This window comes from Gammaproteobacteria bacterium, assembly GCA_013214945.1.
In the GTDB taxonomy this organism is placed as follows: Bacteria; Pseudomonadota; Gammaproteobacteria; order Enterobacterales; family Psychrobiaceae; genus Psychrobium.
Map to the genome: position 1 here is coordinate 139,757 of JABSRT010000004.1, position 21,340 is coordinate 161,096.

Below are 21,340 nucleotides of genomic sequence, written 5' to 3' on the forward strand. Positions count from 1 at the left end.
CAATGAAAATAAGACAATGGATTGTTATTGGCTTGGTGATGTCGCCATTTGCGGTAGCAGCGCAGTTTTGTTCAAGTAATACTAAGCCGTTAAATGAGCTACAACAAGATGGCGAGTTTGTCGCGGCGATGTTTGAAGCGAATTATGTTTTTCGTGGCCGGTTATTTACTTTTTATGATGACTTATGTCAGGGCGAAACTTGCACTTGGGCCAGTTTGGTGTTTAAACGTTTAGAAGATATAAAAGGTCATTCAAATCCATATGTCGAAGGGGATTGGGTTGAAGAATGCAGTAAACTTTGGCTTCATTCGATGGCTTGGCGTCATGACCCGTTACAGCAGCAGTTTAGTATTAATAATGAATACTTAATTTTGGCGCAACACAGTGACAATGGTCTTAAGTTTATCGGCTCGCGTAGCGGCTTAAAAGTGAATCAACTGATGATGCAGTATCAACTGGCCGTTATTGGTGGTTTGAATTAGTTTTGAATTAGTTTTGAATTAGTTTTGGATTAGTATTTTCAGCAGTGAAAAATAAGTTCGTTGGCGTGATGATGGCTGAGGTATAACTTAGGTATAATGTAGGTATGTGCTAACGATGCTTTAGCTATCTGTTTACTATGATTCAACTGTGATTTACGGGATTGATTAAGTAACCAATCCCAGTCACAGAAATTAAACTTCTATTGCGCCACGATCGGCGAGGGCGTTAAACTCATCTTGCAGTTCACGTTCCTGAGTCGTTTCAGCTGACACTTTATCTGCGGTATGACTCTTGTCGAGCGTTTTACTTTTATGCTTTCTTAACTGATTTTCAAGCTTGCTAATCAGGCTCGTCATTGCATTTTTAATATGACGGTCAGCGGTTGCGGTGGCAAAAATATCGCTGCCGGGAATATGAATTTGCGCTTCGGCGACAATCAGATGGGTATCGTGTTTTTCAGTAGTGAAATTGACATTGACACTGGTAATGCGATCGCTAAAACGTTCTAAACCTTGAATTGCTTCTGTGACATAATCTTTCATTTCATCAGAAACATTAACATGTTGACCACTAATGTTGATTTTATACATATAATTTTATCTCTCTTTGTGAATGTAAAAGAATAATAAAACCTGTCTCCGTATCGTTTCTCTTGAATTAATAATTGCCAGTTTCCTACTGGATTGTCAATAAATAATTTTAATTTATGCCATATTTTTAATGATTATTTGTTTGTTCGCAGGTTTTTTAGTCATTTGACTGGTTATAAGTAATTATTGATGTGCTGGCGAGCGAGCATTTGATGCTTTCATGTTATTGCCGCTGATAAGTTGTTACTATTACTAATATCATCGATGATTTTTACGAGAACGTTATCTTGAATAAACCAATCGCCTGCGGCTTGTGTGATTTGGTGCTGCCAACGCCCGAACTCGTTCCGGGTCAGTGCGCGCTATGTCCGAGGTGTGGACATCAGTTATTTCAGGTTAAAGACAATGCGATAGGCCATTTATTGTCTTATTCATTGACTGGCTTGATTTTATTGTTGCTCGCTAATTATTTCCCTTTTATGAGTTTTTCTCTTAGTGGCAATATGATGGAAATTTCATTGTGGCAAGCAGCGACTGAGCTTTATGTGGGTTATTATAAATTATTAGCCTTGGTGGTTTTCTTTTTTATTGTGTTATTTCCAGCGCTTATACTGAGCGTTATTATTTGTTATTTATTATCGCTACGTTTAGTCGGCAGTCGAATTTTTTCATCGTCGTTAGTACGTTTAATTTTTGGGTTATTACCTTGGGCGATGGCTGAAGTATTTTTTGTCGGGGTACTCGTCAGTTTAATTAAGCTAATTACCATCGCGGAAATTGGTCTGGGCCTATCATTTTGGTCCTATTTATTATTTTGTCTTTGTTATGCTAAAGTACTTACTTATATTGATAAATATCAGTTTTGGCATTGGTTAGATCTGGTGAAAAAACATGATGAATGATAAAACAGACTCAGTGAATTCATACTCACCAGGCTCCGCTGCGGCTATTGGCTTGGCAAATTGTCACAGTTGTGGAAAGTTATCACCTTATCAGCTTGGTCACTGCCCACGCTGCCACGGGGCACTTAATTTAAGAACACCACATAGCATTCAAAAAACGCTCGCTTTTTTAATTACCGCTTTATTGTTTTATATTCCGGCTAACATCTTTCCTATTATGACCTCTGAGCAGCTTGGCGTGGTGGAAGCTACGACCATTATTGGTGGAATTATTGTATTATGGGAAATGGGCTCTTATCCTATTGCTGTGGTGGTATTTGTAGCCAGTGTGTTAGTGCCTATCGTTAAATTTATTATTTTATTTTGGTTATGCTATTGCACAAAATTTGGCTCACCTATGAGTGCGAAAGAGTTATCTGTGCTGTACCGAATCACTGAATTTATTGGTCGTTGGTCGATGGTTGATGTTTTTGTGGTAGCGGTGCTGGTGGCACTTATTCAGCTCGGCACCTTATTAAACGTGCAACCAGGTATTGCGGCGGCCACCTTTGCGATGATGGTCATTTTAACCATTGTTGCTGCAGAAATGTTTGATCCCAGATTATTATGGGATCGACTCGTAACATCGAAAAATTTACCACAGCAACACAACAAGGATCTTTAATGGCAGCGCCTTCGTCACAACCTCAAGTACAAGCGAAAATATCGGATCACTATCGTATTTCAAAAGTGTGGCTGATCCCACTTATTGCCTTGGCAATTGGTATTTGGATGGTCGCCGATAACCATTTTAATCGCGGACCCTTAGTGACGATTGAATTTGCTGATGCCGAAGGATTAGAAGCAGGTAAAACTCGGGTAAAAACCCTTAATGTCGATATGGGCGTGGTGACATCGGTTCGTTTAAACGCAAACCGCGACGGGGTCGTGGTTGAGGCAAGATTAAATCCGCAATCCCAATCGTTACTTAATAATCAGTCATTGTTCTGGGTGGTTAAACCACGTATAGGTAGTGGCGGTATATCTGGATTAAGCACCTTGATGTCGGGTTCATATATTGAGTTTGTCCCAGGCACCGGTACTGAATATACCGAGCATTATGCAGGGTTGGCGCAAGAGCCTGTGACTCCGCTGGGGGTGCCGGGCATTAGAGTCGCGCTCGAAGGCGTTAAAGGGAAATCATTATCCGTTGGTGACCCAGTCACTTATCGCGGTTTTGAGGTTGGAAGAATTGAACAGTCAGACTTTGATATTGAAAAACGCATTGTTAATTATCAGGTGTTTATTCGCGCGCCTTATAGCAGTTTGGTGACTCAAAATACCTATTTCTGGAATAGCAGTGGCGTTAGTGTTGAGGCGTCGACCTCAGGTGTTAAAGTTAATTTAAGTTCGCTTGAGTCATTAATTAGTGGCGGCGTAACCTTTGATGTGCCGGACGATTTACCCTTAGGCCAATCGGTTGAGGCTGGCAAAGTCTTTTATCTGTATCCTGATAAAAGCAGTGTTTATGAACAACGTAAATATCACTTTAAAGAATTTATGCTGTTGTTTGAAGATTCTGTGCGCGGTCTAAGCGCAGGCGCCCCGGTAGAATATCGCGGGATCAGGATTGGTACTGTGGTGCGAGTTTCTTTGGCGCTTAATCAGCAAAGTGCGATTGATAATACCGAGCGACGTATTCCGGTATTAATTCGGCTTGAACCAGCCCGTATCGGTTTAGCAAACGACAGTAAATCAGTTGAGGCAATGTCAGGGCAAGTTGACCTTTGGATAGAGCAGGGCTTAAAAGCAAGCTTAAAAACGGCGAGCCTGATCATGGGCAGTTTATTTGTTGATTTTGATTTTTATCCGGTCGATAAAGAGTCTGTTATTGGTCAATATGACTCACAGTCTGTTATCCCTAGTATTTCAGGTTCGTTGGCCCAAATTGAGCAAAAAGTTTTTGCAATTTTAGATAAATTTGAGCAATTACCTATTGATGTCACGATTGATAAAATCAATACCATGCTCAGTAGTACTAATGTCACCATGATTGAACTGGAGCGTACTATTAAAGCGTTAAAAACCTTATTGGCTAGTGAGCAAACCCAAGCATTACCCGAAACAGTTAATAACACACTTAAACAGCTGAGTACCGTGCTTGAAGGCTACAGTGAAGACTCACCAATCTATAGTGAAATGGGGCAAACAATGGAGCAATTACAGCTGTTTTTACGAGAAGTTGCGCCGCTGGTTAAAGCGCTGAGCAACCAACCCAATGCCTTAATTTTTGAAGCCCAAGCTGATGCAGATCCTGAGCCCAAAGGACGAAATAATGAAGATTAAATTTCTACTGATTAGCTTGTTAACGCTGCTTAGTGCTGGTTGTAGTTCTGTTAAGCCAGCGCTGACTTTCTATCAGTTGTCACCGCCACCAATAACGCAACAGGTTGAACTGACCAGCGCGACGCTGATTATTGAGCCGGTAACCTTAGTTGATTATCTTAAGCGACCTAATTTACTGCTCGAGCGCCAGTCTGGGCAATTATATGTCACAAAATATCAATTGTGGGCAGAGCCGTTAGATCAAGCGATTGCTAGGACGCTGGTAAATCACCTAAACCAATCACAACAAGATTTTAGGGCGCAGTCACATTTAGTGACCCGTTGTCTTAAGCGCTGCTTTCGCCTCAAGTTATTCGTTGAACAGTTTTATCCGACCGAGCGAGGTACGGCTGTTTTCACTGGTAAATACCAACTATTTCAGCAAGATAAGCTAGTAAGCCAACAGGATTTTAACTGGCAACAAGATCAAGCCAATGATGGTTACGGTGCCGCAGTAAACTCACTCTATAAATTAACGGTTAAACTTGCATCACAAATCCAGCAACAGGTTCAACAAAGGTTATAACTTTTCCTGAGCTTGGGTCAAATTTATGGTAGGATCGCGCAAATTTTAGATTGTGAGGTTTACCATGGTTATTGTTCGCTGGATTGTCGGTCGGATCATTTTGTTATTAAATTTTATTTTTACGCCTCGTGGCGTAAAGCGCGCTGTTGAGCAGCAGCAGCAGGTTGATCAGCAGACCGTTAAATTGAAGTTGTATCAATTTGCCGCTTGTCCGTTTTGTGTCAAAGTTAGACGCCAAATGAAGCGATTGTCGCTTAACGTTGAACTGCGCGACGCGAAAGTTGAAGGACAAGATAAGGTTGATTTAACGAACCTTGGTGGCCGTCATAAAGTACCTTGTTTAAGAATTGAGTCTGAAAATGGTGATATTAAGTGGTTATATGAATCATCAGACATTAATAATTATTTAACTCAGCAATTTGGGAACGCTTAAGATGACACGTGTAAGAGGTTTAGTTGAACTGGGTAAGTTCAACCGATTAGAAGTTGTTAAAGACGTTGATTTTGGTTATTACCTTGATGGCGGCGACTTGGGTGAAATATTATTGCCTCACAATTCAACTGAACAGTTACATGCTGTTGGCGATGTCGTGGACGCGTTTTTGTATAAAGACTCAGACGACCGTCTTATTGCTACAACGGCAACGCCACTGGCTCAGGTCGGTGAAATCACTAGCTTAAAAGTGGTGGCTTTAACGCCCGTTGGTGCTTTTTTAGATTGGGGACTTCAAAAAGATTTATTAGTGCCTTTTTCTGAGCAAGCGATCCCGATGCTCGAGGGCAATAAATATTTGGTGCTAATTTATATCGACGTTAGTGGCCGCATTGTTGCGTCATCGAAACTTGATAAGCGTCTTGATCGTGAACCTAGTCACTATGAAGAGCAACAGAAGGTTAATTTAGTGATTTGTGACCATACCGATATTGGTTACAAAGCGGCAATCAATTCGCTACATTGGGGTGTATTATACCGTAATGAAGTGTTTAAAGAGTTGCGCATTGGCCAAAAAATGTCAGGTTACATCAATCGTGTGCGTGAAGATGGCAAGATAGATTTGTTGTTAGAAAAGCCGGGTTACACTAAAAACGATGAGCTAGGCACTAAAATTATTATTTTCTTAAAGCAAAATAATGGTGTTAGTCATGTTAGCGATAAAAGCTCTCCAGAAATCATTACTCGTTTGTTTGGCGTCAGCAAAAAGAAGTTTAAGCAATCGATTGGCGCGCTGTATAAGTCAGGCCAGATCCTGTTGAGTAAAGAAGGTATTCGCTTACCTTAGTTCAACTGATCATTACTCACGGCTAATATCTCTTAGCGTTGAGCAAGGCCCGTCACCGCATATTGAATGCGGTGGCGGGCTTTTTGTTGAGCAGGACATTACAATGTCAGATGTTTATTTATCACTAAGTTAGTGGTTGTCACTAGTGGCAGCAGCGAGTAAGCGTTACTCGTTAGCTGTCACATAAAAGCGAATTTGATTTGCGTTTGTTGGTGCAGTCGCTACAATTGCGCCAATAATTTTTAGCCAGGTGATCTCATGAACCGAAAAAGAAAGATGAATGCTATCTTGAACAAAAAAATAAAAAAGATGAATGCTAAATTACAGCATAATAATAAACCGCGTTATATCAGTAAAGCAGAGCGTGCTGAAATAGAAGCAGCACAAGCACAAGCGGATAGCGAAGAGCAGCAAACACCAGTGACTTAATCTAAGTTAAATATACTGGTAACAAAAAAGCCCTGATATTAATTATCAGGGCTTTTTTTTGGTCAAAACAAGCAATGGCTAAAGGCGTTTTAGTTAACCGGTACTCAGGATATTAAGGCGCTAGGGCAATAAAGTCGTTGATCTGACCCAAAATACCGACACTGTCTAAACCCAGTGCTTGTTGCTGTTGTTGTTGGGTGCCTTGGCTAACGAAACTATCAGGCAAACCAATATTAAGTACCGGCACAGTGACCCGCTTATTCATTAAATACTGACTCACAGTGCTGCCTGCACCACCGATAATCGCATTTTCTTCTAAGGTGACCAGAATATCGTGACTGGCGGCTATCTGACTTACCATTTGCTGATCTAAAGGCTTTATAAAGCGCATATCAATCACGGTAGCGTCTAATTTCTCTGCGGCTTCCAGTGCTTGTGGCAACAGGGTACCAAAGCTTAATATGGCCACTTTATTGCCATCTTGCGCTTTAGTGGCTTGGCGCTTAGTTTGCGCCTTGCCAATCTCTAATGGCTGCATCTGTGTGCTTATCGCTGCGCCACAACCAGCACCACGTGGATAACGCACTGTAGCAGGGCCAGAGTACTGATAGCCAGTGGTTAACATTTGACGACATTCGTTTTCGTCTGACGGTGCCATAATTACCATGTTGGGAATGCAATTGAGGAAGCTTAAATCAAACGCTCCTTGATGAGTCTCGCCATCAGCACCGACTAAACCACCGCGATCAATCGCAAACAACACATTAAGCTTGGGTATGGCGACATCGTGAATTAATTGATCATAACCGCGTTGCAAAAAGGTTGAATAAATCGCAACGACAGGTTTTAAGCCGTCACATGCCATGCCAGCGGCTAAAGTTACCGCGTGTTGTTCGGCAATTGCGGCATCGAAATATTGTTTGGGATACTGCTGTGAAAACTCAACCATGCCCGAACCTTCACGCATCGCTGGGGTAATCGCCATTAATTGTTGATCAATTGCGGCAGTGTCGCATAACCATTGACCAAAAATTTCAGAGAACGTAGTCGCGCCTTTGGTAGATGGTAAAGAGGTGGTTTTCGGATCAAATTTAGGCACGCCATGATAACCAATTGGATCTTGCTCGGCCGGGTGATAACCCTTGCCTTTTTTAGTCATGACATGAAGAATCTGCGGTCCCTTAAGGTTTCGCATATTGCTTAAAGTATTAATGATGCCATTAACATCATGGCCATCGATTGGACCAATGTAGTTAAAACCAAACTCTTCAAACAAGGTCCCAGGAACTACCATGCCTTTGATATGTTCTTCAGAACGTCGAGCCAGTTCTTTAATCGTTGGCATGCCAGAGAGTAACTTCTTACTGCCTTCACGAATCGAGGTGTAAAGCGTACCAGTCAGCAGTTTTGCTAAATGATTGTTTAATGCACCAACGTTTTCAGAAATCGACATTTCGTTATCATTTAAGATAATTAACATGTCTTTGTCGAGGGAACCAGCATGGTTCATTGCTTCAAAAGCCATGCCGCCAGTGATCGCTCCGTCACCAATAACAGCCACTACTTTACGATTTTTTTGTTCTTTGTCGGCGGCAATGGCCATGCCTAATGCCGCACTGATCGAGGTGCCAGAATGACCAACCGTAAAGGCGTCGTACTCACTTTCATTACGATTTGGAAATGGATGCAGGCCGTCTTTTTGACGAATGCTGTGCATTTTGTCGCGCCGATTGGTCAATATTTTATGCGGATAAGCCTGATGGCCCACATCCCAAATAACCCGATCAAAAGGCGTATTATAGACATAATGTAAAGCCACTGTTAACTCTACAGTACCTAGTCCTGATGCTAGGTGACCGCTCGATTGACTGACGGAATTTAGCAAGAATTCACGTAACTGATCGCACAATTGCGGTAAGTTAGCGCTAGGCAACTGCCGTAATTCTTCCGGTGTATTAGCTAAGGCAAGTAATGGGTATTGTGAGATATTAACGCTCATATAACTCTTATGATTTATTGTTATTGGTTTCGCGTGATAATAAAGCGCGAAAAATCCTTTAATAGGTCGCTATTGTAGGGCAAAGCGTCTAATGCGTGAAGCGCTTGATCAATTAATTGTTGTGCTTTGGCTTGTGCTTGCTCAAGACCGAGTAACGCTGGATAGGTACTTTTATTAGCCTCGATGTCGGATCCTTGCGGTTTACCTAGCGTTTTGGTATCGCCAATGACATCAAGAATATCATCTTGAACTTGAAAGGCTAAGCCGATGGCACTAGAAAACTGTTGCAACAATCTCCGTTCAGCCGGGCTGACATTGGCGATAACGCACGCCATTTCAACGGCCGCTTGCAATAATGCCCCCGTTTTATGTTGATGTATTTGCTCTAATTGCGCTAATGAAACTTGTTTATTGGTTGCCGCAATGTCTAATGCCTGGCCGCCGCACATTCCGTGGTAACCACTGGCGTTAGCCAGTACTTTGACCAATTTTATCTGTTGCTGGGGTTCAAGCTCTGCGTGGCATAATAAGTCAAAGGCAAATGATTGCAGTGCATCTCCGGCTAAAATTGCCGTTGCCTCGTCAAATTGAATATGACAAGTTGGCTGGCCACGGCGCAGTGCGTCATCATCCATCGCGGGTAAATCGTCGTGAATTAACGAATAGGCATGAATCGCTTCAAGACTGCCGGCCGCATGATCAAGTTGTGCTAGTTCAACGCCAAGCATTTGACCTGTCGCATAAACTAAAAAAGGCCTTACCCGTTTCCCACCAAGCAATAAGCCATATTCCATGGCCTGAAGTAATTTGGCATCGTTAATGCTATGTTGGGCAAGCTGCTTGGTTAAAAACTGATTAACACGTTGTTGATGGCATGATAACTGGGATAAATCCACTAGTTATCCTGCTGCTGATAAGATTGCAGCTGACCATCATTGCCGTTGGCCATTAAAATATCTACTTTTTGCTGAGCTTGTTGCAGTTTTTGTTGACCAAGACGCGCCAAACCTATGCCTTGCTCAAATTGAGCTAAAGCTTGATCTAATTCAAGATCGCCTTGTTCTAATTGCTCAACAATGGCTTCTAAGCTGCCAAGGGTCGATTCAAAGCTGGGTTCTTTTTTTTTATTGGCTGTCATCTTGATTCTCATTTTTACTAATTCGCGCAACCTTAGCCCAGTTAAACTATCGGGTCAATAAAATCACCGATCCGGATAAAATTTATTAAAATAATTAAACTATTGTTAGATTATTCCGATAAGACGATAATAAAAGATGTTTTTACGATTAAAGATGATAACTTTATCTCACATCGTAAGTATTTAACTGTAATTAATAAGTAACTCATAGGGGTTTGGCTGTGGATTTAGCAACACTCATAGGTATGATCGGTGCCTTCGGCATGATTTTAATGGCGATGACTCAGGGTGGACCAATCTCGATGTTTATCGATGTGCCATCGGTCTTGATTGTATTTTGTGGTTCACCGTTCGTGGTAATGATGATGTACAGCATGGGGCAGTTTGTTGGTGCGGGTAAAATTGCTGGCAAAGCCTTTATGCTTAAGCTTGATGATCCGCAAGATTTAATCGCTAAAGCGGTTGAACTCGCAGATTCTGCCCGCAAAGGCGGTTTTTTAGCGCTTGAAGAAGCAGAGATCCCGAGTTCATTTATGCAAAAAGGCATCGACATGTTAGTTGATGGCCATGAAGCAGATGTCGTGCGAGCGACTTTAGGCAAAGATATCGACTTAACGTTAGACCGTCACAAACTCGGTGCCAGTATTTTTAAGTCATTAGGCGATGTTGGCCCCGCGATGGGCATGATTGGTACCTTGGTTGGACTGGTCGCGATGTTGCAAAATATGGATGATCCTAAATCGATTGGTCCGGCAATGGCGGTTGCGTTGTTAACGACTATGTATGGTGCGATGTTAGCTAATTTATTTGCATTGCCCGTTAGTGCAAAATTAGAAATGCGTGCCGGCGAAGAAGCCCTTAATCAGACGTTAATATTAGACTCGGTGTTAGCTATTCAAGATGGCCAAAACCCGCGTGTTATCGAAGGCATGTTGCAAAACTATTTGGCCGAAGGTAAACGCCCAGTTGCTGACGATTAAGTTAAAACGGTTAAGGTTATCATATGATGTGGGAGTGTAATTAAATGGCTGAAGAATGCCCTAAATGTCCCGATTGTCCACCCGAAGGGTTGCCTGCATGGATGGGGACTTTTGCTGACTTAATGTCATTGCTAATGTGCTTTTTCGTGTTGTTGCTGGCGATGTCTGAAATGGATGTGCTTAAATTCAAACAGATTGCTGGCTCAATGAAGTATGCTTTTGGGGTTCAAAATAAAATTGAAGTCAAAGACATACCTAAAGGAACCAGTGTGATTGCTCAAGAGTTTCGACCGGGGCGACCAGATCCAACGCCGATCGAGATCATAAACCAACAAACAGCAGAAATTACTCAGCGCGAGCTCGATTTTCAAGCGGGAGAAGATCAAAATTCCGGTGGTAAAGAGCTGCAACGCGGTGATCAGCGTGGTGCTAAAGCGGCGGCAGAAAGCGAATCTAAGGCTGAGGCGAAAGCCGCGCAAGAAAATACCAACGAAGAGTTAAAAAAGATCGCGGCTAAACTGGAACAAGAGATCGAAGACGGTGCTATTGAGGTTGAATCACTGGGTCAGCAAATTATTATTCGGATCAGAGAAAAAGGCTCATTTCCTTCGGGCTCGTCTAATTTGCAGCCGCGCTTTAAGCCTGTGGTAATCCGGGTAGGTGAATTGCTCGCCGATATCCCCGGTGAAATTACCGTGTCTGGCCATACCGACAGTGAAAAAATCTATTCTGAACTTTATAAGTCGAATTGGGATTTATCGAGTCAGCGTGCGGTATCAGTTGCGCATGAATTGGTCAAAGTTAAAAACTTTAACCCACTCAGGCTTAAAGTGGTTGGACTTGCTGATACCGTGCCATTAGGATCTGGTAAGGACAAGCAATCGCAACGTCGTAATCGCCGGGTAGAAATTTCAATCATGCAAGGCAAGGCCAAAGAGGCCAAACCATTTGATTTAATCGAACCCACAGAGTAATTAACTCTAATGGTTGCCAGAGACTACAACGGGTGTCCGAGTTCACAAATTGAGCTCGGACTCTTCTTATCCTTTATCGCTTTGGGTATACTACGCGCTTAATTATTTTCGAGCGAGTTACCATGAAGTTTATCATTAAATATTATCCTGAAATTACGATTAAGAGTAAATCGGTCCGCAAGCGATTTTGTAAGTTGTTGCAGCAGAATATGCGTAATGTATTACGTCGTTTTGATGAGACAGCAACGGTTTATTTAGATTGGGATAAAATTGAAGTAACCACTAAAAATGACTCGTTTGAGAATCGCGCACGATTAATTGACGCGATGGAGTGTATTCCTGGTATCGGTCATATCCTCGAAGTGACTGAACATGAATTCACCGATGTTCACAATATCTATGAAACCGTTGCCCCTGTTGTAGCGTCTGCCATTGAAGGGAAAACTTTCTGTGTCCGAGTTAAGCGTGCTGGCAATCATGATTTTTCCTCTAGTGACGTTGAGCGTTATGTTGGTGGCGGTTTAAATCAGAATTACCCATCAAACGGGGTAAAATTAACGAAACCTGGCCACACGGTTCACCTTGAAATTCGTAACGATAAACTTTATATCATTGCCAATCGTTTTCCTGGCCTTGGCGGCTTCCCTCTGCCGGCCCAAGAAGATGTTTTATCTCTGATGTCTGGTGGTTTTGACTCGGGTGTATCGAGCTACATGATGATTAAAAAGGGCGCGCGAACGCATTACTGTTTCTTTAATCTTGGCGGCGCGGCACATGAAATTGGCGTTAAACAAGTTTCATATTACTTATGGGATCGTTTTAGTGCATCACACAAAGTTAAATTTATCACGGTACCTTTTGAAGGGGTAGTCGGTGAAATTTTAGAGAAAGTTGATAATAGCCAAATGGGTGTGGTGCTTAAACGTATGATGATGCGTGCTGCTGAACGTGTCGCTAAGCGGATGAAAGTACAAGCACTGGTTACTGGCGAGGCTTTAGGGCAGGTATCGAGCCAAACTCTGACCAATTTAAGCATTATCGACAAAACGGTTGATATGTTAATTATGCGTCCGTTGGTTGCTTTTGATAAGCAAGATATTATCGATATCTCGGCAAAAATTGGCACTAAGCAATTTGCTGAAGTGATGCCTGAATACTGTGGGGTTATTTCTAATAAACCGACGGTTAAAGCGGTAATGTCTAAAATCGAAGCGGAAGAAGAAAAGTTTGACTTCGCGGTGTTAGAAAAAGCACTGGAAGATTCGGTGATGATCGATATTCGAGATATTGCGACCGAGACCCAAGAAACGGTTGCTGAAGTCGAAACCGTCAATGGTTTTTCAAGCGACGATATTTTACTCGATATTCGTTCGCCAGACGAAGAAGACATGAATCCGCTTCAGGTTGATGGTGTTGAAGTGATTCACCTGCCGTTTTATAAGCTTGCGACTAAATTTGGCGATTTAGATCAAACTAAGCAATACCTGTTTTACTGTGATCGCGGCGTAATGAGCAAACTACAAGCTTTATTCTTAATCGATCAAGGTTTTAGCAACATTAAAGTTTATCGTAAATAAGATTTTCATCGTTCTAGTTAGCGCTCAACGAGAAAGTGAGCGCTAACTAAAAACACTAATTATAAAAGCTAACTATAAATACTATCTATAAAAACCAACTATAAACTCTATCCTGAGCTTAATTCTAATTGTTTTACCGCCTGCCACAATGCTTTATTTTTAGGTGTTTCAATACCTAAACTTTTTCCTTGGCTTACGACATAGCCAGAAATGTAATCGTTCTCACTGACTCTATTATGCTCAATATCTTGCTGCATCGACGAAAAGTTGTTCGCGGTTTTGGCGATCACTTCATTGACCGATTGACGAATTTCTTGATAGCCCAAGTCAATATTTAGCTTGGCAGTTAACAGGCTAACTTCATGACAAACCTGATCAATGCTTGCTTGAAAACGCACGTCACTTAGTTTGCCATTGCGACATTGTTCAATCGCGGTTAACGGATTAATCGCGCAGTTTATCGCTAATTTTTGCCACAACGCCCGCTTAATATCATGACAATAGCTAACATGTGGCAAAGCCCGGTCGAGCAATGTTGCAATGGCTTGCGTTTGCGCGGTCGATATCCCTTGATAGCGGCCGATAAAGGTTGCCCCTAACCCGGTATGACATAATGTGGTTGGATCAGCCTTAAAGGCACCATGACTAGTCGTTGCTAACATTATCGGCTGGCTTGGCGGTAAAGCTAGGCGTTCGACACTGCCCATGCCGTTATGTAATAACACGATTGGCGTTGTCGCCAGTTGGGCTAAAAACGGCGAGAGGGCTGCTGGCACTTGATAAGCTTTGGTTGTCACTAACACCAAGTCATAGCGTGGCGGCAATTGTTGTTGGTAATAATCAAGTGTCACTACATCGTGTGTTGAATTTGGCAATTCGACCTTCAGACAAATCTTTGCACTGCTTGCTGAGCGCCCGACCACAGAGACCTGTAACCCTGACTTATTCAAATAGTAAGCCCATAACGAACCGATAGCTCCATGGCCGATGATGGTCACATGCTTAATCATGCTTGTTTGTGCCCCGAAGCTTATGCTGTACTAAGTATGCGCCCACATGAAAGAGTAAAATACCAATGACATCGGCAACGACGTCATCGATACCGCCAGAGCGATAAGGAATATAGCTTTGGATCACTTCAACCGCGACTCCGTAGCTGGTTAATATCGCAATTTGAGACCATCGACTCAAAGCAGAGCAGTTATACAATAATAATGATAAGCCAAAAAACACCAAAATATGGCCATATTTATCGCTATGGGCGATACCTGTAGGCACATCTTGTTGACTAAAAAACAAATAACTGCAAAACACTAATGCAAGTAAAAACATTACACTAAAGATTTTTTTTAGCCGTGAAACTGGAAAATTTGTTGCCATGATTACATTCTCGAAACTAAGTGCGCGCAATTTTAGCGCTGGTGAATAAACAAGAGTTTGACGGGATACGCCAATGGATCACAAGTTAGGGACTTTGTGCTTAACTTTAACATGACCACTTAATTGTTAAAGATTTAAGTTATTATTAATTAACGTAATAGCCTTTGTGAGCAGTCAATTGAGGTTATTTAAGAGGGTGGCGTTGGTATCAAGGGTAAAATTTGCTAATATCGAACAAATTTTATTTGGAATTATAGATATGCCTTCTTTTGATATTGTCTCTGAAATTGAACTGACTGAAGTTCGTAATGCGGTTGAAAATTCAACCCGTGAATTAGCAACCCGTTTTGACTTTAGAGGTAAAGAAGCAAGCTTTGCCTTAAATGGCGAGCAAGTCGTACTCAAAGCAGAAGATGACTTTCAAATTAATCAAATGCTCGACATTCTTCGTAGCAACCTGGTGAAACGAAAAGTTGATACCAAAGCAATGGACGTCGATGAAAAGCCGCAACATACGGGTAAAACCTTTACAACTAACGTTAAGTTCAAGGAAGGGCTTGATGACTTAATCGCTAAAAAGCTGGTTAAAGAAATTAAAAGCAGCAAGATTAAAGTTCAAGCGGCAATTCAAGGTGACAAAATTCGGATCACCGGTAAAAAACGCGATGATTTACAAGCCGTAATGGCTTTGGTCCGTGCAAGTGATCATGAGCAACCGTTTCAGTTCGATAACTTCAGAGATTAAGCCGCACTGTATTAGCCGCTGCCTTATTGTCTAGTACTTAGCGAATAGCAGCTAAATGTCTTTTGGGGCTGTTCTCGTTGGCAGCCCGACTTTCGATTGAGTTTATCTCAGGTAATTTTATGGCCACACTTTCAGTCAAAGAGGCGATCCTTAACCGCCGGATGTTAATCTGTATTTTTACCGGGTTCACTTCAGGCTTACCGCTGTTTATTTTATACCAATTAGTACCGGGCTGGTTGCGCTCTGAAGGGGTGAGCTTAGCCGAGATAGGGCTGTTCTCCTTAATTGGCATTCCTTACGTGTGGAAGTTCTTGTGGTCGCCTTTTATTGATCGTTATTCGTTACCATTTTTAGGACGACGACGCGGTTGGATGTTGCTAACTCAGGTAGCCTTATTAATTGCTGTTGCTGGTTTTGGTTTTATTGATCCCGTTATATCAATTTGGTCCGTGGCCTATTTAGCCGCCGCTGTCGCATTTTTTAGTGCCAGCCAAGATGTGGTGCTTGACGCCTATCGGCGTGAGCTATTACCTGAGCAAGAACTAGGTTTGGGCAATTCGTTACATGTCCAAGCTTATCGCTTATCTGGTTTAGTGCCGGGCTCTTTAGCTTTTGTATTATCAGATTACATGCAGTGGCAAAGCGTGTTTATTATCGTTGCAGCCTTTATGCTCGTTGGCATAATGTTGACCTTGAACATTGACGAAGCCCGTTGCGAGAACAATGCGCCTAAAACGATGCGCGAAGCCGTTGTTTTACCCTTTCAAGATTTTATCAATCGGCGTGGTAAACGCCGCGCAATAGAGATTTTAGTCTTTCTGTTCTTGTATAAACTCGGTGATAGCATGGCGACGGCGCTGCAAACACCATTTTTTATTGATTTGGGCTTTTCCAATACCGAAATTGGGGTTGTCGCCAAAACGGCCTCGTTGATAGCGATGACAATTGGCTTGGCTGTCGGTGGCTTAGTTATGTTAAAGCTCAGTATTAATCGGGCGTTGTGGTTATTTGGCGTGGTCCAGATTGTCAGTATTTTGGGCTTTGCCGCTTTAGCCGAAATTGGCCATAATACTTATGCACTCGCCTTTGCTATGGGTTTTGAGTATTTAGGCGTTGGGCTGGGCACCGCGGCATTTATTGCTTTTATCGCCAAAGAAACAAATCCGACATTTGCCGCTACGCAGTTTGCATTATTTACCGCCTTGGCGGCGCTGCCACGAACTTTTGCTAATGCGACTACGGGCTTTATTGTTGAACAAATCGGCTGGACTGGATTTTTCTTTTTGTGTGTTGCGTTGGCGGTGCCTGGCATGTTGATGTTAATACGAGTCGCACCATGGCACGAAGCTAAACAAAAGTGAGCGAGTCACCGATTAATAGTCTATAAGATCTGAGAATAATTATTCTATATAGACTGTGATGTCGGCGATCTCGTTTTATATAGGTGACAGCTAAGGTCTGACACCGAAACAGCCGGCAGGCACCTCTTGGCTTGGATTAGTTAAAAAACTACAGCATTTATTTAAGGTAGCAATAAAAGTATTACCGTGGCTGTATTCTTCTTCTTCTGGCCAGCACTGTAATAAGTACAGCACATTCCAAAATACCAGTTCATAATCACTTGGCGTTGAATCATCAATATCAAGTTTATTCCACTCTTCAAGGATATCCCAGACCATTAGTCTGACTTCGCTAAAGGGGATCGCATGGGCCAATAATTGGTTGACATAAAACACCAAGGGTTTTGCCTTTTGTTGAATAAAAGTCTCTGCCGTCATGATATAAATACTCAAGGTGGTATATCTCCTATCTTTTCCTATTAATACTAGAGCATGATTGATACCATTTTCAAGTCGACTATTGTTATAGCTGGCTGCGAGCGCCTAAGTGCTAATTTTCATTGAGTCAACTTTTTGGTATTTTTCCATCTGAACAATCCTAGCAACGACGCTATTGTGTACAGTATAGCCCTAGCCACGAGAGTTGTGGTTTAAATTATTATTTCGCTGTTTATTGGCGTAAAAGTAACACAAAGCAGCAGCTATAAGAGGATCGTAATCACGGTTATTCATTCGTTAAGTCATGGCTTATTAGTAATTTGATTTAGTTCTAATTTTATGACCGCAGCCATCGAATGTTACGGCGAGGCGAGTCGGAGACAGGGCTATATTTTGTTACCAAGCAAGTCATTAACACCAGAGCGTGATCTGTTTGATCCGCTGCTGATATTAAGTCTAAATTAGTTGGTTAAATATTGCTGTACCTGTGGATCACTGGTTATTTCAAGGATCAACTTACTAAGTTGTTGATTAAATATTCGTTCCAGTACCGCTATATCTGCAGTAAGAGGGCCGTGAGATTGCCCTGACGCTTTATACTGTTTATTTAACGTTTGCTGGCCATTGCTAATATCGACATTGAGTACGATGTTACTGGTGCTGGTATATTTAAAAGTATGCTGGGTTAAAGAAATTAGCATCTGTTCAATATTAACGGTGATATTGTTATTCGCCGTTGGCGAGAACCAAAAGCCTTGCTGTTTGAGCTGTTGCTCAAAAGACTCATTGACCAAAGCTTGAGGCTGTTGACTGGCGTTAATTAAGTTTTGTGGCTCTTTACTGCCCGTTAAATGCAATACATGCCGATAGCCGCGGTTATCGATAACTTGCAAATCAAGCGGTCCACGGTCTTTGCTCGGCTGTTGTGTTGGTGCGAAACTTGGCGCTATCACCATTGTTGTTGGTGGTTTCGCACAAGCGCTCACTAAAAGTATTAGAGAAAGAACAATCAGCCGTTGCATATTTATTTCCTTGTCAGGTTAAAGTCGGGTCGCTTCTAAGATAACGAATTTACCGTTGGCTGCAACTGTGGTGCAATTATCGAAAATTCGCTGTAATTTAATATGATAACCAAGGTGTCGATTACCTACAATTCTTAATTTTCCACCACGCTTTAAGACCCGGTAGGCATCATTAAACATTTGCCAAGCGATATGATCGGTAATGGTTTGTTGCTGATGAAACGGTGGGTTACAAATAATCCAATCCGCTGAGTCAAATTCGACATCACTTAAGCAATCATTCCACATAAAATCACAACGCTGTGGGTTGTCGATATTGTGCTCAACATTTAAACGTGAGCTTTCAACAGCCATAAATGACTCATCGCTAAAGATGACCTCAGCTTGTGGATTGAGCGCCGCTGCCGCTAAACCTAACACACCGTTGCCACAACCGAGATCAATGACCGTTGCTGTGCCGATATTTTGAGGGATATTATCGAGTAGTAAACGTGCGCCGATATCCAGCGCTGAATTCGCGAATACCCCAGGTAAGTTACTGATGGTTAATTCAGGATCGCTAATAGACCATGTTTTTACTTCAGTCGTTTGACCTTGATTAAGCTTGGTAGCATCAGGCTGACAAAATATCAGACGCGCTTTCTTTTTTGCTAACGAGGTCGTTGTTGCACCAAGATGTTTTTCAAACAAATTTAGCGTTGAACTATGAATGTCCTTGGCTTTAGCCGCGGCAATAACAACTGTCGATGGGCCGATGATATTGGCCAGTTGGCGTAATTGCTCCGTTAACATGGTATTGCTTTTCGGCAATTTTATCACTACGACATCTGGGGCACTATCAACCTGATTTAATTCGCTAATATGTGAATATTGCGGGCTGAGATTATTTCGCTCAAGGTTAAAGTGATAGGCCTCTTTGGCTATATAAGAGTCGGACTGAGCCGTGATTTGGTATTGAGCCAAGCCACAGACTAACGCACCAAAGCTATCATTGATAATAAGAATATTAGTCGGTGCCGACTCAAGCTGTTCAATATGTTCGAGAATATATTGATCTGCACTATCCCATGCTTGCAGGTTTTCATCGTTAGAGCATGGAAAGCGCTCAAGGGTTAACTCAAGTCTATTAACTTCAAATAATGTATTCATTGGGTGACTAATTGCTGGCCTAAAAAAAGTTAGCGCTATTGTAACGCCCTAATGGCCGTAACAGAAATAAAAAAGCGCCGATTAGGCGCTTTATCACGAATAATATTTTTAGTGCCTTGTTTAGAAAATATAACCAATGCTTAGGGTGTAAACCCACGGGTCAATATCAACATCAACCTTGCCAGATACCGCGCCGCCGACAGCGCTAAATGTGCCAGTGGTATCGATATCAATGTAGCGCGCTGAGGCGTTAACTAACCAGTTATTATCAAGGTGGTAATCAAGGCCAACTTGGGCACTTAAACCCCATGAATTTTTAAGTTTTAAGTCACTTAGCTCGATAGCACCAACAGTAGCATCAGCTCCGTTTAATCCGGCAATGGCTGGAGATGTCGCGCTGGTCAGTGCGGGATTAAATTCTTCCTCAAAAAATACGGTGTAGTTAACCCCTAAACCAAGATATGGTTGCCATTTAGATGTTGGTTCATTTGGGTAATAAAGCACACTAACCGTTGGTGGAAGGTGCTTGGTGCTACCTAAGTTGATAGTGCCTAGACTAGTACCTGTGTTAACACTAATGTCGTGACTAAATGGTGTTGCAGCAAGTAATTCTACGGCTATTTTTTCACTGAAAAAATAAACTAAGTTCAAACCAAGTTGGCTATCGTTTTCAACCGACGCTGTGATTGCAGACGCGCCATTGGCTTGGGTATCTAAATGGACTGTGAGGTTGTCGGCGGTGGCATAAATAGTTGAATCATTATTGTCTGGTGCCACGCTGGTAATACCAGCACGAACGATAATATCACCGGCTTGGTTGGCTAAAACGGGTGCACTAGCAACAGTCGCTAATAATACTGATGCCGCTATTGGGGCGATTGATTTATTGAAACGCATCGGATGTCCTTGGTTAATTGCTTTGGTAATTGACTTGAGTTAGCCCCAGCATAATGGCATTGACCATTAGGATATTGATGTTGATCAATGACAGTTGTTAGGCATTTCACAAAGCCGACATTCAATGATCTAAATCAGTTTTATACTGTTACAACAGCAATTTACTTTTTTTAATCAGGATAAATTTAAAACAAACTGTCGCTGCTTGCGCTGTTTAGCTATGTGATATAGCGATTTATTTAGTGATTGCTGCTTTGTTACGCTTTAAAATCAAGCCGTTTGTGATATTTTTGTAGTTAACCTGAAAAAGCCAATATCATTTTATTATTTATAAGGGGGTTGCTGTGCATCAGCTACCACAATTAGACCTTAAAACTAAGGTCAGCGAGTCCGAGTGGCAGATCCGAATCGACTTGGCGGCGTGTTATCGTTTAGTGTGCTACTTTGGGTGGGATGATCTTATTTATACCCATTTGTCGGCCCGCGTTCCGGGCACCGATCATTACTTGGTTAATGCGTTCGGTCTGGCATTCGATGAAATAACAGCCTCTAATCTGGTTAAAGTCGATTTAATGGGCAACATTTTAGACGACACGCCTTTTAAGATAAACCCGGCTGGTTTTACGATCCATAGCGCGGTACATCAGGCACGTAATGATGCTCATTGTGTCATTCATCTGCATACCAAAGAAACCATTGCGGTCGCAACGCAAACGCAAGGTTTGTTACCTTATAGCCAGTATTCAATGTTTTCATTATCCTCATTGGGTTATCACGAATATGAAGGCTTGGCGGTTAATGATGAAGAACGCGCCCGACTGCAGGCAGATTTAGGCACCAATAACCATTTGTTATTGGTTAATCACGGCGGTTTAACCGTTGGGCCAACCGTGGGCGATGCATTTATGCGGATGTATGATTTGCAGCGCGCCTGCGAAATTCAACTTTTGATTCAAGGAGCGGGGCAAGCAGCCAAATTGGTGCCGCAACCGATCTTAGACAATATTTATGCTCAGGCCAAAGTAGTGCATACCGGCTCAACCGGTGGCCAATTGGCTTGGCCAGCAATGTTACGTAAAGTATATAAATTAGACCCTAGTTTTATTAATTAGGGGAAACATGGAGAA

24 protein-coding genes are annotated in these 21,340 nt (G+C 42.2%); 14 read left to right on the forward strand and 10 right to left on the reverse strand.

From position 1 onward, the window contains the following. Positions 1-2: 2 nt before the first annotated feature. Entirely contained in the window at positions 3-482 is a 480-nt protein-coding gene (locus HRU23_03820; GenBank protein NRA53246.1) for a hypothetical protein, read from the forward strand. 192 nt (positions 483-674) lie between these two features. Here the strand turns inward: HRU23_03820 and raiA are convergent, their stop codons facing one another. Further along, positions 675-1,073 carry a ribosome-associated translation inhibitor RaiA gene (raiA, locus tag HRU23_03825; protein ID NRA53247.1) on the reverse strand — a complete coding sequence of 133 codons (399 nt, stop codon included), beginning with the start codon at positions 1,071-1,073 and terminating at the stop codon, positions 675-677. A 287-nt stretch (positions 1,074-1,360) separates the two neighbouring features. Between raiA and HRU23_03830 the strand changes: the two genes are divergently transcribed. The 7 genes from HRU23_03830 (at position 1,361) to HRU23_03860 (ending at position 6,574) form a co-directional block, all read left to right on the forward strand. Continuing rightward, positions 1,361-1,975, forward strand: coding sequence for a paraquat-inducible protein A (locus HRU23_03830; GenBank protein ID NRA53248.1), 615 nt, complete (start codon positions 1,361-1,363; stop codon positions 1,973-1,975). Further along, positions 1,968-2,639 (forward strand): paraquat-inducible protein A, encoded by a 672-nt coding sequence (locus HRU23_03835; protein NRA53249.1) that lies wholly within the window; start codon positions 1,968-1,970, stop codon positions 2,637-2,639. The genes HRU23_03830 and HRU23_03835 overlap by 8 nt, the downstream gene beginning before the upstream one ends. Then, positions 2,639-4,300 carry an intermembrane transport protein PqiB gene (gene pqiB / locus HRU23_03840; protein ID NRA53250.1) on the forward strand — a complete coding sequence of 554 codons (1,662 nt, stop codon included), beginning with the start codon at positions 2,639-2,641 and terminating at the stop codon, positions 4,298-4,300. The genes HRU23_03835 and pqiB overlap by 1 nt, the downstream gene beginning before the upstream one ends. Further along, positions 4,290-4,865 carry a membrane integrity-associated transporter subunit PqiC gene (locus HRU23_03845; GenBank protein NRA53251.1) on the forward strand — a complete coding sequence of 192 codons (576 nt, stop codon included), beginning with the start codon at positions 4,290-4,292 and terminating at the stop codon, positions 4,863-4,865. The genes pqiB and HRU23_03845 overlap by 11 nt, the downstream gene beginning before the upstream one ends. A gap of 64 nt (positions 4,866-4,929) precedes the next feature. Then, positions 4,930-5,298, forward strand: a complete 369-nt coding sequence (locus HRU23_03850; GenBank protein ID NRA53252.1) for a glutathione S-transferase N-terminal domain-containing protein — start codon at positions 4,930-4,932, stop codon at positions 5,296-5,298. Between the two features lies 1 nt (position 5,299). Next, positions 5,300-6,145 carry a GntR family transcriptional regulator gene (locus HRU23_03855; GenBank protein NRA53253.1) on the forward strand — a complete coding sequence of 282 codons (846 nt, stop codon included), beginning with the start codon at positions 5,300-5,302 and terminating at the stop codon, positions 6,143-6,145. Positions 6,146-6,403: 258 nt separating this feature from the next. Further along, positions 6,404-6,574, forward strand: coding sequence for a DUF2986 domain-containing protein (locus HRU23_03860; protein NRA53254.1), 171 nt, complete (start codon positions 6,404-6,406; stop codon positions 6,572-6,574). Positions 6,575-6,686: 112 nt separating this feature from the next. Here HRU23_03860 and dxs read toward each other — a convergent pair whose 3' ends face one another. The 3 genes from dxs to HRU23_03875 are packed head-to-tail and all read right to left on the reverse strand — an operon-like array spanning position 6,687 to position 9,711. Beyond that, complete coding sequence (gene dxs, locus HRU23_03865) at positions 6,687-8,573, reverse strand: 1-deoxy-D-xylulose-5-phosphate synthase (protein ID NRA53255.1); 1,887 nt, start codon at positions 8,571-8,573, stop codon at positions 6,687-6,689. Between the two features lie 20 nt (positions 8,574-8,593). After that, complete coding sequence (ispA, locus tag HRU23_03870) at positions 8,594-9,469, reverse strand: (2E,6E)-farnesyl diphosphate synthase (GenBank protein ID NRA53256.1); 876 nt, start codon at positions 9,467-9,469, stop codon at positions 8,594-8,596. Beyond that, positions 9,469-9,711 carry an exodeoxyribonuclease VII small subunit gene (locus HRU23_03875; GenBank protein NRA53257.1) on the reverse strand — a complete coding sequence of 81 codons (243 nt, stop codon included), beginning with the start codon at positions 9,709-9,711 and terminating at the stop codon, positions 9,469-9,471. Before HRU23_03875 ends, ispA begins: the two co-directional genes overlap by 1 nt. 221 nt (positions 9,712-9,932) lie before the next feature. Between HRU23_03875 and pomA the strand changes: the two genes are divergently transcribed. From pomA to thiI, 3 genes are all read left to right on the forward strand, one after another. Next, complete coding sequence (gene pomA / locus HRU23_03880) at positions 9,933-10,691, forward strand: flagellar motor protein PomA (protein ID NRA53258.1); 759 nt, start codon at positions 9,933-9,935, stop codon at positions 10,689-10,691. A gap of 44 nt (positions 10,692-10,735) precedes the next feature. Beyond that, positions 10,736-11,665 (forward strand): flagellar motor protein MotB, encoded by a 930-nt coding sequence (locus HRU23_03885; GenBank protein NRA53259.1) that lies wholly within the window; start codon positions 10,736-10,738, stop codon positions 11,663-11,665. A 122-nt stretch (positions 11,666-11,787) separates the two neighbouring features. Next, positions 11,788-13,242: a tRNA 4-thiouridine(8) synthase ThiI gene (thiI, locus tag HRU23_03890; protein ID NRA53260.1), complete on the forward strand. Its 1,455-nt coding sequence runs from the start codon at positions 11,788-11,790 to the stop codon at positions 13,240-13,242. A gap of 107 nt (positions 13,243-13,349) precedes the next feature. On the opposite strand, the gene HRU23_03895 is transcribed toward thiI, so the two are convergent. Further along, entirely contained in the window at positions 13,350-14,252 is a 903-nt protein-coding gene (locus HRU23_03895; GenBank protein NRA53261.1) for a 2-dehydropantoate 2-reductase, read from the reverse strand. Next, complete coding sequence (gene vanZ / locus HRU23_03900; GenBank protein NRA53262.1) at positions 14,245-14,622, reverse strand: VanZ family protein; 378 nt, start codon at positions 14,620-14,622, stop codon at positions 14,245-14,247. The genes HRU23_03895 and vanZ overlap by 8 nt, the downstream gene beginning before the upstream one ends. A 259-nt stretch (positions 14,623-14,881) precedes the next feature. Between vanZ and HRU23_03905 the strand changes: the two genes are divergently transcribed. Beyond that, positions 14,882-15,367: a YajQ family cyclic di-GMP-binding protein gene (locus HRU23_03905; protein NRA53263.1), complete on the forward strand. Its 486-nt coding sequence runs from the start codon at positions 14,882-14,884 to the stop codon at positions 15,365-15,367. A 119-nt stretch (positions 15,368-15,486) separates the two neighbouring features. Then, entirely contained in the window at positions 15,487-16,728 is a 1,242-nt protein-coding gene (locus HRU23_03910; GenBank protein NRA53264.1) for an AmpG family muropeptide MFS transporter, read from the forward strand. Between the two features lie 90 nt (positions 16,729-16,818). Here the strand turns inward: HRU23_03910 and HRU23_03915 are convergent, their stop codons facing one another. The 4 genes from HRU23_03915 to HRU23_03930 all read right to left on the reverse strand — a co-directional run bounded on the left by HRU23_03915 (position 16,819) and on the right by HRU23_03930 (position 20,213). Continuing rightward, a complete protein-coding gene (locus HRU23_03915; protein NRA53265.1) occupies positions 16,819-17,160 on the reverse strand; it encodes a hypothetical protein in 342 nt (113 codons plus the stop codon). Between the two features lie 446 nt (positions 17,161-17,606). Continuing rightward, positions 17,607-18,167 carry a hypothetical protein gene (locus tag HRU23_03920; GenBank protein ID NRA53266.1) on the reverse strand — a complete coding sequence of 187 codons (561 nt, stop codon included), beginning with the start codon at positions 18,165-18,167 and terminating at the stop codon, positions 17,607-17,609. A gap of 18 nt (positions 18,168-18,185) precedes the next feature. After that, the gene (locus HRU23_03925; GenBank protein NRA53267.1) at positions 18,186-19,316 is read right to left on the reverse strand and encodes a methyltransferase; all 1,131 of its coding nucleotides are present in this window, start codon (positions 19,314-19,316) and stop codon (positions 18,186-18,188) included. Positions 19,317-19,436: 120 nt separating this feature from the next. Beyond that, positions 19,437-20,213 (reverse strand): outer membrane beta-barrel protein, encoded by a 777-nt coding sequence (locus HRU23_03930; GenBank protein NRA53268.1) that lies wholly within the window; start codon positions 20,211-20,213, stop codon positions 19,437-19,439. A gap of 344 nt (positions 20,214-20,557) precedes the next feature. Between HRU23_03930 and HRU23_03935 the strand changes: the two genes are divergently transcribed. Then, positions 20,558-21,325, forward strand: coding sequence for a class II aldolase/adducin family protein (locus HRU23_03935; protein NRA53269.1), 768 nt, complete (start codon positions 20,558-20,560; stop codon positions 21,323-21,325). The last annotated feature ends 15 nt before the right edge of the window (positions 21,326-21,340 follow it).

Coding starts and splice junctions, on each gene's coding strand:
- HRU23_03820 (NRA53246.1), top strand. CDS start 3: ATGAAAATAAGACAATGGATTGTTATTGGCTTGGTGATGTCGCCATTT.
- raiA (NRA53247.1), bottom strand. CDS start 1,073: ATGTATAAAATCAACATTAGTGGTCAACATGTTAATGTTTCTGATGAA.
- HRU23_03835 (NRA53249.1), top strand. CDS start 1,968: ATGAATGATAAAACAGACTCAGTGAATTCATACTCACCAGGCTCCGCT.
- pqiB (NRA53250.1), top strand. CDS start 2,639: ATGGCAGCGCCTTCGTCACAACCTCAAGTACAAGCGAAAATATCGGAT.
- HRU23_03845 (NRA53251.1), top strand. CDS start 4,290: ATGAAGATTAAATTTCTACTGATTAGCTTGTTAACGCTGCTTAGTGCT.
- HRU23_03850 (NRA53252.1), top strand. CDS start 4,930: ATGGTTATTGTTCGCTGGATTGTCGGTCGGATCATTTTGTTATTAAAT.
- HRU23_03855 (NRA53253.1), top strand. CDS start 5,300: ATGACACGTGTAAGAGGTTTAGTTGAACTGGGTAAGTTCAACCGATTA.
- HRU23_03860 (NRA53254.1), top strand. CDS start 6,404: ATGAACCGAAAAAGAAAGATGAATGCTATCTTGAACAAAAAAATAAAA.
- dxs (NRA53255.1), bottom strand. CDS start 8,573: ATGAGCGTTAATATCTCACAATACCCATTACTTGCCTTAGCTAATACA.
- HRU23_03875 (NRA53257.1), bottom strand. CDS start 9,711: ATGACAGCCAATAAAAAAAAAGAACCCAGCTTTGAATCGACCCTTGGC.
- HRU23_03885 (NRA53259.1), top strand. CDS start 10,736: ATGGCTGAAGAATGCCCTAAATGTCCCGATTGTCCACCCGAAGGGTTG.
- thiI (NRA53260.1), top strand. CDS start 11,788: ATGAAGTTTATCATTAAATATTATCCTGAAATTACGATTAAGAGTAAA.
- HRU23_03895 (NRA53261.1), bottom strand. CDS start 14,252: ATGATTAAGCATGTGACCATCATCGGCCATGGAGCTATCGGTTCGTTA.
- vanZ (NRA53262.1), bottom strand. CDS start 14,622: ATGGCAACAAATTTTCCAGTTTCACGGCTAAAAAAAATCTTTAGTGTA.
- HRU23_03905 (NRA53263.1), top strand. CDS start 14,882: ATGCCTTCTTTTGATATTGTCTCTGAAATTGAACTGACTGAAGTTCGT.
- HRU23_03910 (NRA53264.1), top strand. CDS start 15,487: ATGGCCACACTTTCAGTCAAAGAGGCGATCCTTAACCGCCGGATGTTA.
- HRU23_03920 (NRA53266.1), bottom strand. CDS start 18,167: ATGCAACGGCTGATTGTTCTTTCTCTAATACTTTTAGTGAGCGCTTGT.
- HRU23_03925 (NRA53267.1), bottom strand. CDS start 19,316: ATGAATACATTATTTGAAGTTAATAGACTTGAGTTAACCCTTGAGCGC.
- HRU23_03930 (NRA53268.1), bottom strand. CDS start 20,213: ATGCGTTTCAATAAATCAATCGCCCCAATAGCGGCATCAGTATTATTA.